Annotated in this window: 8 protein-coding genes and 2 pseudogenes; 7 read left to right on the plus strand and 3 right to left on the minus strand. The window is 68.0% G+C overall.

All coding sequences use genetic code 11. The features are described from left to right. Positions 1 to 1,271: hypothetical protein (locus AC27IQ_RS15045; RefSeq protein ID WP_487089940.1), on the plus strand; the 1,271-nt coding region annotated here is incomplete at its 5' end. Between the two features lie 99 nt (positions 1,272 to 1,370). Then, positions 1,371 to 3,440, plus strand: a complete 2,070-nt coding sequence (metG, locus tag AC27IQ_RS15050; protein ID WP_272564979.1) for a methionine--tRNA ligase — start codon at positions 1,371 to 1,373, stop codon at positions 3,438 to 3,440. 219 nt (positions 3,441 to 3,659) lie between these two features. Here the strand turns inward: metG and AC27IQ_RS15055 are convergent, their stop codons facing one another. From AC27IQ_RS15055 to AC27IQ_RS15065, 3 genes and pseudogenes are all read right to left on the minus strand, one after another. Continuing rightward, positions 3,660 to 3,818, minus strand: coding sequence for a hypothetical protein (locus AC27IQ_RS15055; RefSeq protein WP_317356360.1), 159 nt, complete (start codon positions 3,816 to 3,818; stop codon positions 3,660 to 3,662). A 149-nt stretch (positions 3,819 to 3,967) separates the two neighbouring features. After that, positions 3,968 to 4,642 carry a YitT family protein gene (locus tag AC27IQ_RS15060; protein ID WP_372588228.1) on the minus strand — a complete coding sequence of 225 codons (675 nt, stop codon included), beginning with the start codon at positions 4,640 to 4,642 and terminating at the stop codon, positions 3,968 to 3,970. Positions 4,643 to 4,734: 92 nt separating this feature from the next. Continuing rightward, positions 4,735 to 5,261, minus strand: a pseudogene (locus tag AC27IQ_RS15065) (outer membrane protein assembly factor BamE). 120 nt (positions 5,262 to 5,381) lie between these two features. On the opposite strand from AC27IQ_RS15065, the gene AC27IQ_RS15070 reads away from it, so the two are divergent. From AC27IQ_RS15070 to AC27IQ_RS15090, 5 genes and pseudogenes are all read left to right on the plus strand, one after another. Beyond that, positions 5,382 to 5,585, plus strand: a complete 204-nt coding sequence (locus AC27IQ_RS15070; RefSeq protein ID WP_272564986.1) for a DUF3460 family protein — start codon at positions 5,382 to 5,384, stop codon at positions 5,583 to 5,585. Positions 5,586 to 5,656: 71 nt separating this feature from the next. Continuing rightward, positions 5,657 to 6,517: a segregation and condensation protein A gene (locus AC27IQ_RS15075; RefSeq protein ID WP_487089941.1), complete on the plus strand. Its 861-nt coding sequence runs from the start codon at positions 5,657 to 5,659 to the stop codon at positions 6,515 to 6,517. 76 nt (positions 6,518 to 6,593) lie between these two features. Continuing rightward, the gene (gene nadB, locus AC27IQ_RS15080; protein WP_487089942.1) at positions 6,594 to 8,183 is read left to right on the plus strand and encodes an L-aspartate oxidase; all 1,590 of its coding nucleotides are present in this window, start codon (positions 6,594 to 6,596) and stop codon (positions 8,181 to 8,183) included. Between the two features lie 60 nt (positions 8,184 to 8,243). Further along, complete coding sequence (panD, locus tag AC27IQ_RS15085) at positions 8,244 to 8,624, plus strand: aspartate 1-decarboxylase (RefSeq protein ID WP_284393461.1); 381 nt, start codon at positions 8,244 to 8,246, stop codon at positions 8,622 to 8,624. A 13-nt stretch (positions 8,625 to 8,637) separates the two neighbouring features. Continuing rightward, positions 8,638 to 8,790 (plus strand): annotated as a pseudogene (locus AC27IQ_RS15090) (adenosylmethionine--8-amino-7-oxononanoate transaminase); the annotation flags it as partial.

An 8,790-nucleotide genomic window follows, 5' to 3' on the forward strand; every position in this document is an offset into this window, starting at 1 on the left:
CCACGGCCGAAGCCCCACCCGCCCCCACCCCGTGCCCCACAGGCCTGCCCGCCGCCACGCGCTGCCTGAGCGGGCAGGACTCGGCCGGTGCCCACTACCTGATCGCCATCCCCGCGGACTGGAACGGCACGCTGGTGTTGCACGCCCACGGCGGCCCCACGCTCGGCGCGCCGCGCCTGTCGCGCACGGTGGAAGACCTGGAGCGCTGGGCCATAGTGCCGCGCGCCGGCTACGCCTGGGCCGGCTCCACCTACCGCCAGGGCGGCGTGGCGGTACACGCCGCGGCCGAAGACACCGAGCGGCTGCGGCGCATCTTCGTACAGCACGTGGCCGCGCCGCGCATGACGCTGCTGCACGGCCAGTCGTGGGGCGCCAGTGTGGCCGCCGTGGGCGCATCGCTCTTCACCGACGATGGCCACGGCAAACGCCCCTACGACGGCGTGCTGCTCACCAGCGGCGTGCTGGCCGGCGGCAGCCGGGCGTACGACTTCCGGCTCGACCTGCGGGTGATCTACCAGGCGCTGTGCGCCAACCACCCGCTGCCCGCCGAACCCCAGTACCCGCTGTGGATGGGCCTGCTGCCCGATGCCACGCTGAAACCCGCCGACCTGAAACGCCGCGTGGACGGCTGCCTGGGCCTGGACCGGCCCGCGGCGCAGCGCACGGCCGCGCAGCAGTCGCGCGTGCAGACCATCGTGCAGACCGTGCGCATCCGCGAAAGCGCCATCCACGGCCACCTGAACTGGGCCACCTGGCACTTCCAGGACATCGTGCAGCGGCGCACCGGCGGCGCCAACCCCTTCGGCAACCGGGGCGCGGTGTACACCGGCTCGAGCGACGATGCCGCGCTCAACCGCAGCGTGCAGCGCTACCGCGCCGATCCGCAGGCCGTGGCCACCTTCGCGCGCGACACCGACCCCGACGGGCGCATCCCGGTGCCGGTGCTGACCGTGCACGGCGTGGACGATCCCACCGCCTTCGTCGAGATGGAAGACAGCTTTCGCCGCACGATGGAGCGCGCCGGCACGGCCGGCCACCTGGTGCAGACCTTCACGGCCGACAAATCCCACAGCTACCTCACCGATGCCGCCTATCCCACGCTGCTGGCGGCGCTCGGCCAGTGGGTGCGCGGCGGCCCGGCCCCCACGCCGGCAGGCATCGCCGCGCAATGCCCGGGCGTGCAGGCGACGTTCGGCGGCGAGTGCCGGTTCCTGCCCGGGTACCGGCCGCAGCCGCTGGAGCCCCGGGTGACGCCGCGCGAGCGGCCATGAGGCCCCTGCGGGCAGCCCCGGCCGCGCGGGCCGGAGCGAGCGCCTAAAATCCGCGGCTTGTCCGCGTTTTTCGCGGCCCACCCCGAACGCCCGCACCCGATGACCGCACGCAAGATCTTCGTCACCACCGCCCTGCCGTATGCCAACGGCAACTTCCACATCGGCCACATCATGGAATACATCCAGGCCGACATCTGGGTGCGGTATCAAAGAATGCAGGGCGCCCAGGTGAACTTCGTGGGCGCGGACGATGCCCACGGCGCGCCGATCATGATCGCGGCCGAGAAGGCCGGCAAGACGCCCCAGCAGTTCGTCGCCGACATCGCCGCCGGCCGCAAGCCCTACCTGGACGGCTTTCACATCGCGTTCGACAACTGGCACAACACCGACGCGCCCGAGAACCACGCGCTCGCCCAGCAGATCTATCGCGACCTCAAGGCCAACGGCCTCATCGAGACGCGCACCATCGAGCAGTTCTTCGACCCCGAGAAGAACATGTTCCTGCCCGACCGCTTCATCAAGGGCGAATGCCCCCGGTGCCACGCCAAGGACCAGTACGGCGACAACTGCGAGAACTGCGGCGCCGTCTATGCACCCACCGACCTCATCCAGCCCTTCTCGGCGCTGTCGGGCGCCAAGCCGGTGCTGAAGAGCTCGGAGCATTTCTTCTTCAAGCTCTCCGACCCGCGCTGCGTCGATTTTTTGCAGGAATGGACGCAGAACGGCGTGCACGTGCAGCCCGAGGTGGCCAACAAGGTCAAGGAATGGTTCACCGTGCGCACCAACCCGGACGGCAGCACCAGCGAGGGCCTGGGCGACTGGGACATCAGCCGCGACGCGCCCTACTTCGGCATCGAGATCCCCGATGCGCCGGGCAAGTACTTCTACGTGTGGCTCGATGCACCCGTGGGCTACCTCGCCTCGCTCAAGAACCTGCTGGAAAAGCGCGGCGAAGACTACGAGGCCTACATGGCCGACCCGCTGCTTGAGCAGTACCACTTCATCGGCAAGGACATCGTCACCTTCCACACCCTGTTCTGGCCCGCCATGCTGAAGTTCAGCGGCCGCAAGACGCCTGACAAGATCTGCGTGCACGGCTTTCTCACCGTGAACAACGGCGAGAAGATGAGCAAGAGCCGCGGCACGGGCCTGGACCCGCTCAAGTACCTGGGCCTGTCGATGAACCCCGAATGGCTGCGCTACTACATCGCCGCCAAGCTCAATGGCCGCAACGAGGACATCGACTTCAACCCCGAAGATTTCATGGCCCGGGTCAACAGCGACCTGATCGGCAAGTTCGTCAACATCGCCTCGCGCGCGGCCGGCTTCATCGCCAAGCGTTTCGGCGGCCAGCTGGGCGCCATGAGCGGCGACGGCCAGGCCCTGCTCGCCACGCTGGCGGGCCAGGGCGGCACCATCGCCGAGGCCCTCGAAAAGCGCGACACCGCCCGCGCCCTGCGCGAGGTGATGCTGCTGGCCGACCGCGTGAACGAGTACGTGGACGCCAACAAGCCCTGGGAACTGGCCAAGCAGGATGGCATGGACGCGCGCCTGCAGGACGTGTGCACAACCTGCATCGAGGCATTCCGCGTGCTTGCCATCTACCTCAAGCCCGTGCTGCCCGCCCTGGCCGCGCAGGTCGAGGCCTTCCTGAACGTCGCGCCGCTCGCTTTTGCCGATGCGCAGACGCTGCTGGGCGCCGGCCACACCATCGGCACCTACCAGCATTTGATGCAGCGCGTGGACGTGAAGCAGCTCGACGCCCTGTTCGAGCCGCCCGCGGCGCCTGAGCCCGAAAAGACCGTGCCCGGCGGCGAGGAGATCGCGCCCACCATCACCATCGACGACTTCGCCAAGATCGACCTGCGCATCGCGCAGATCGTGAACTGCGAACCGGTCGAAGGCTCGACCAAGCTGCTGCGCCTGACGCTCGACGTGGGCGAAGGCCGCCACCGGAATGTGTTCAGCGGCATCGCCAGCGCCTACCAGCCCGCCGATCTGATCGGCAAGCTCACCGTGATGGTGGCCAACCTCGCCCCGCGCAAGATGAAGTTCGGCATCAGCGAGGGCATGGTGCTGGCCGCCAGCCATGGCGATGAGAAGGCCCACCCCGGCATCCACGTGCTGGAACCCTGGCCTGGCGCCACGCCGGGTATGCGCGTTCGCTGAGCGGGCCCAGGCAATACGAAAGTCAGGCGGGCCGAAACCACCTGCAACCCATGCATGGGCTGGCGAAGCGGGTGACGAAGACTGCTTCAATTTGCTATCAAAAACAGAGCGCGACAGGCAATAAAAAATGCCGGCATGCCGGCGCTTTTGCGCATGCTCACCTGAAAATGCGCCTCTGAGTTGCTGAAATCAAACCATCCCAAAGACAGCCATGACGATTTATAAATTGCTGTACTTTTCTATATCGGGTTTGATTTTTCTCGTGGCATGCGCGCCCCATTTTGGAAAATTCAGGACTGGAAAATCGCTTTTTTCAATGCTGGTGAAAATGTGGAAAGAAGGCATTCCAGGGTCACGCCTGATGATGATCACCTTCATCAATCTGATGATCTCTTCGATATCGTTTATTTTCTAAATTGGATTGGAAAATAACTACCAGTCATCGAAAAACGTTTGAGATGTCCGCGTTCATCACCCACACGCCACGAATGGCGGCATGCTGGACAAATTGGTGCGATCCGACCGGCTCAATGCCCCACGTACCGCCCCGGCCGGTGGCTGATCCATAAAAACCCGCTCATCACCACCACCGCCAGCACCGAATACGCCACCCGCTCGATCGGCACGATCACCAGCGCCAGCAGCACCACGGTGCAGTCGATCGCCATCTGCACCTTGCCCGCGCGCACCCCGTAGCGCTGCTGCAGGTACAGCGAGACGATGGTGGCGCCGCCCAGGCTGGATTTGTGGCGCGCCAGGAACAGGCAGCCCGTGCCCAGCAGCAGCCCGCCCAGCACGGCGGCGAACAGCGGGTTCAGGTAGTCCACGTGCATGACGTGGGGAAACAGCTCCGTCAGCACCGACAGCAGCGCCACCGACAGGAACGTCTTGACGGTGAACTCCCGCCCCATGCGCGTCCAGGCGAACCAGTAGAACGGCAGGTTGATGGCAAAGAACAGCTTGCCGAACGAGATGTCGGTCACGTAGTGCAGCAAGAAGGCGATGCCCGCCGTGCTGCCGATGAGCAGCCCCGCCTGGCCGAACAGCATGAGCGCCATGGCCACGAACAGCGTGCCGGCGAAGAGCGCCTGCACGTCTTCGTAGTGCCCGTGGCGCAGCGACCCCATGGGGTACAGCGGCGCGGAAGGCGGCGGCGCGGCCTCGGCCGGGGGCGCAGGGGGTGGCAAGGGGGCTTCGGGCATGGCGGGGCGGATGGTTGTCACAGGCTACTCCAACACCGGCAGGCCATGCAAACAACGCGCCAGCCCGCGCTGGCGGTGGTGCCGGCGCCGGGCTATCGCCCCTCGCGGATCTCCAGCGCGCTGCCGCTGCGCAGCACCCGGCCCTGTCCGTCGAAGTACACGGTGAAGATCATGGGCTGGTTGCCGCCGTCGTTCCAGCGCCAGTCCCAGGCGGTTTCGCCCTTGCGCTCATAGGTCATGGCCTTCATGGGCTTGCCCAGGCGCCGGCGCACGTCGTCCATGGCCATGCCGGGCACGATCTGCTCGAAGTTGTGCGGCGCCAGCACCTGGCGCAGCGCGCTCATGCGGCCGTCGGGGCCGATGGTGATCATGTAGTTCTGGTGGCCGGCGGCTGGCGGTTGTATTCGAAGGTGCGGGCACCGCCCGGCTCGTCCCACACGCGCTCGGGCTCGCCGAAGCGCGAGCGCACGTCGGCCTCGGTGGAGCTGCCCTCCTCCAGTTCGCTGATGCGTTGCGGATCGCAGCCGGCAAGCAGGGCCGCCAGGACGCCGAGCGTGCAGGCCAGGCCGGTGGCGCGCAGCGCCCGGGCCGCCGGGGCGCTCCATCGGGGGGTGTTCATCGGGGGTCCTTTCCGGGGCAGTGTCGGGGTCCGCACTGTAGCGCGCCGAGGCGGCGGCGCCCCGACCAAGGGCGGCGCCCGCTAAAATCGCCGCCTCCCTATAGTGACTGCACCACCGCCATGTCCTTCTTCCGCCGCCCCGACTACCAGTCCGACACCACCCAGTTCATCAACCAGCTCAAAACCGAGAAGCCCGAACTGGACGCGCAGCAGCAGGCCGGCCGTGCGCTGCTGTGGGACAAGCGCGTGGACCGCAGCCTCTGGGGCGAGTACGACGAAGCCAGCGTGCCGCAAAAGCCCTACGTCTACCAGACCCAGGGCTGAATCTCAGGCATCAAAATGCCATCCAGCGCAATAGCAACTAACGCTGGTAGCTATATTTTTAATAGCAAACAATGAGCACCGCCGCGGACAGGGCCTCCGCCCCCGCCCTGCTCGCTGGGGGTGCCGAGGGCGCCTCCCCCCAGGTCGTGGATGCGGTGGCGCTGGCGCGCCTGTATGGCGAGCCACTGTTCGCGCTGCCGACCGACCTGTACATCCCGCCCGATGCGCTGGAGGTGTTCCTTGAAGCGTTCGAGGGGCCGCTCGATCTGCTGCTGTATCTCATCCGCAAGCAGAACTTCAACATCCTCGACATCCCCATGGTGGGCGTTACGCGCCAGTACCTGGTGTACGTGGACGAGATCCGCAGCCGCAACCTGGAACTGGCGGCCGAGTACCTGCTGATGGCGGCCATGCTCATCGAGATCAAGTCGCGCATGCTGCTGCCGCCCAAGAAGCAGGAAGGCAGCGCCGAGCCCGAGGACCCGCGCGCCGAACTCGTGCGCCGCCTGCTCGAATACGAGCAGATCAAGCTGGCCGCGGCCGGCCTCTCGCGCATGCCGCAGTACGGGCGCGATTTCCTGCGGGCGCAGGTGCACATCGAGCAGAGCCTGCAGCCGCGCTTTCCCGACGTGCACGTGGCCGACCTGCAGGAAGCCTGGCGCGACATCCTGCGGCGCGCCAAGCTGGTGCAGCACCACCGCATCACGCGCGAGGAGCTGAGCGTGCGCGAATACATGAGCGCCGTGCTCAAGACGCTGCAGGGCCGGCGCTTCGTGGAGTTCGAGGAACTGTTCGAGCCCGAAAAAGGCAGCACCGTGCTGGTGGTGACCTTCATCGCGCTGCTGGAACTGGCCAAGGAAACCCTGATCGAGATCACCCAGGCCGAGGCGTTCGCGCCCATCTACGTGCGGCTGGCCTACACGCCGGTCTGAGCCGACGCCCTTCACCGCCACGGCCGGGCGCCCCGGCCCGAACGCCCCACACGTCCATACGCCCACACGCACCACCATGCCATCCCACGATTTCGACGTTCTCATCATCGGCAGCGGGCTGGCCGGGCTGTCGGCCGCGCTGCACCTGGCACCCACGCACCGCGTGGCGGTCATCACCAAGCGCGCGCTGCAGGACGGGGCCAGCGCCTGGGCGCAAGGCGGCATCGCCGCCGTGCTGGCCGAGGGCGACACCTACGAGGCCCACGTGCAGGACACCCTGGTGGCCGGGGCGGGGCTGTGCGACCTGGCCGCCACGCGCTTCGTGGTGGAGAACGCGCCCGAGGCCATCCACTGGCTGCAGGGCCTGGGCGTGCCGTTCTCGCAGGAGGACGGAGCCCTGCACCTCACGCGCGAGGGCGGCCACGGCGCTCGCCGCATCGTGCACGCCACCGATGCCACCGGCGCCGCCGTGCAGCGCACCCTGATCGACACCGTGCGCGCCACGCCCGGCATCACGCTGTTCGAGCAGCACACGCTGGTCGACCTCATCACCCCGCACAAGCTGCGCCGCGGCGGGCCGCAGCGCTGCCTGGGGCTGTATGCGCTGGATGAAGGCACCGACGAGGTCGTGACCTTCCGCGCGCCGCAGACCATCCTGGCCACGGGCGGCGCGGGCAAGGTGTACCTGTACACCACCAACCCCGACACGGTCACGGGCGACGGCATCGCCGCGGCCTGGCGCGCGGGCTGCCGCGTGTCCAACCTGGAGTTCATCCAGTTCCACCCCACCTGCCTGTACCACCCGCACGCCAAGTCGTTCCTCATCACCGAGGCGGTGCGCGGCGAGGGCGGGCGGCTCTTGCTGCCCGCATCGGCCGGCGGCACGCGCTTCATGCCGCAGCACGACCCGCGCGCCGAACTGGCCCCGCGCGACGTGGTGGCCCGCGCCATCGACTACGAGATGAAGCGCCACGGCCTGGACTGCGTGCACCTGGACATTTCGCACCAGAGCCCGGCGTTCATCCAGGAGCACTTTCCCAACATCCTCGCGCGCTGCGCCGAGCTGGGGCTGGACATCACGAAGGAGCCCATCCCCGTGGTGCCCGCCGCGCACTACACCTGCGGCGGCGTGCTCACCGACCTGGCCGGCCGCACCGACCTGCCCGGCCTGTTCGCCATCGGCGAGACCGCCTGCACCGGCCTGCACGGCGCCAACCGGCTGGCCAGCAACTCGCTGGTGGAGTGCATGGTCTTCGCGCGCGCGGCCGCCCAGGCGATCGCCGCCGCCAGCGCGGAAGCCGTGCCGGACGTGCCACCGTGGGACGACAGCCGCGTGACCGATGCCGACGAGTGCGTGGTCATCTCCCACAACTGGGACGAGCTGCGCCGCTTCATGTGGGACTACGTGGGCATCGTGCGCACCAACAAGCGCCTGGAGCGCGCGGCGCACCGCATCACGCTGCTGCAGGCCGAGATCGAGGAGTTCTACGCGCACTTCCACGTCACGCGCGACCTGCTGGAGCTGCGCAACCTGGTGCAGGTGGCCGAACTCATCGTGCGCTCGGCCCAGATGCGCCGCGAGAGCCGGGGCCTGCACTACAGCCGCGACTACCCCGAGCGGGCCGCCCCGGCCGCGCCCACCATCCTGGTCCCGCCGGTCCGCTGACCGCCCCACCGCCTCATCGCCTCACCGCAAGCTCTAACCGTTTTCTTCGCCCCTCCCGCCATGCAACGCACCCTGCTGAAATCCAAGATCCACCGCGCCACCGCCACGCACTGCGAGCTGCACTACGAAGGCTCCTGCGCGATCGACGAAGACCTGCTCGACGCCGCGAACATCGTGGAGAACGAACAGGTGCACATCTGGAACATCGACAACGGCGAGCGCTTCGTCACCTATGCCATCAAGGGCCAGCGCGGCAGCGGCATGGTGTCGGTCAACGGCTCGGCGGCGCGCCGCGCTGCCGTGGGCGACCTGCTCATCATTGCCGCCTTCGCCCAGGTCGAGGAGGCCGAGGTGGCCGCGCACCGGCCGCAGCTGGTGTTCGTGGACGCCGCCAACCGCCAGGTGGAACTGCGCCACCACGTGCCCACGCAGGCCCTGTGAAAGGCCACCCACGATGAACCAGGACACCCTCGTCGCCCGCAGCCTGGCCAGCGTCTGGCACCCGTGCACGCAGATGAAGCGCCACGAGGCCGACCCGCCCGTGGCCATCGCCAGCGCCCGCGGCCCGTGGCTGCACGGCACCGATGGCCGGCGCTACCTGGACGGC

The organism is Acidovorax sp. KPB24-07 (assembly GCF_057543315.1).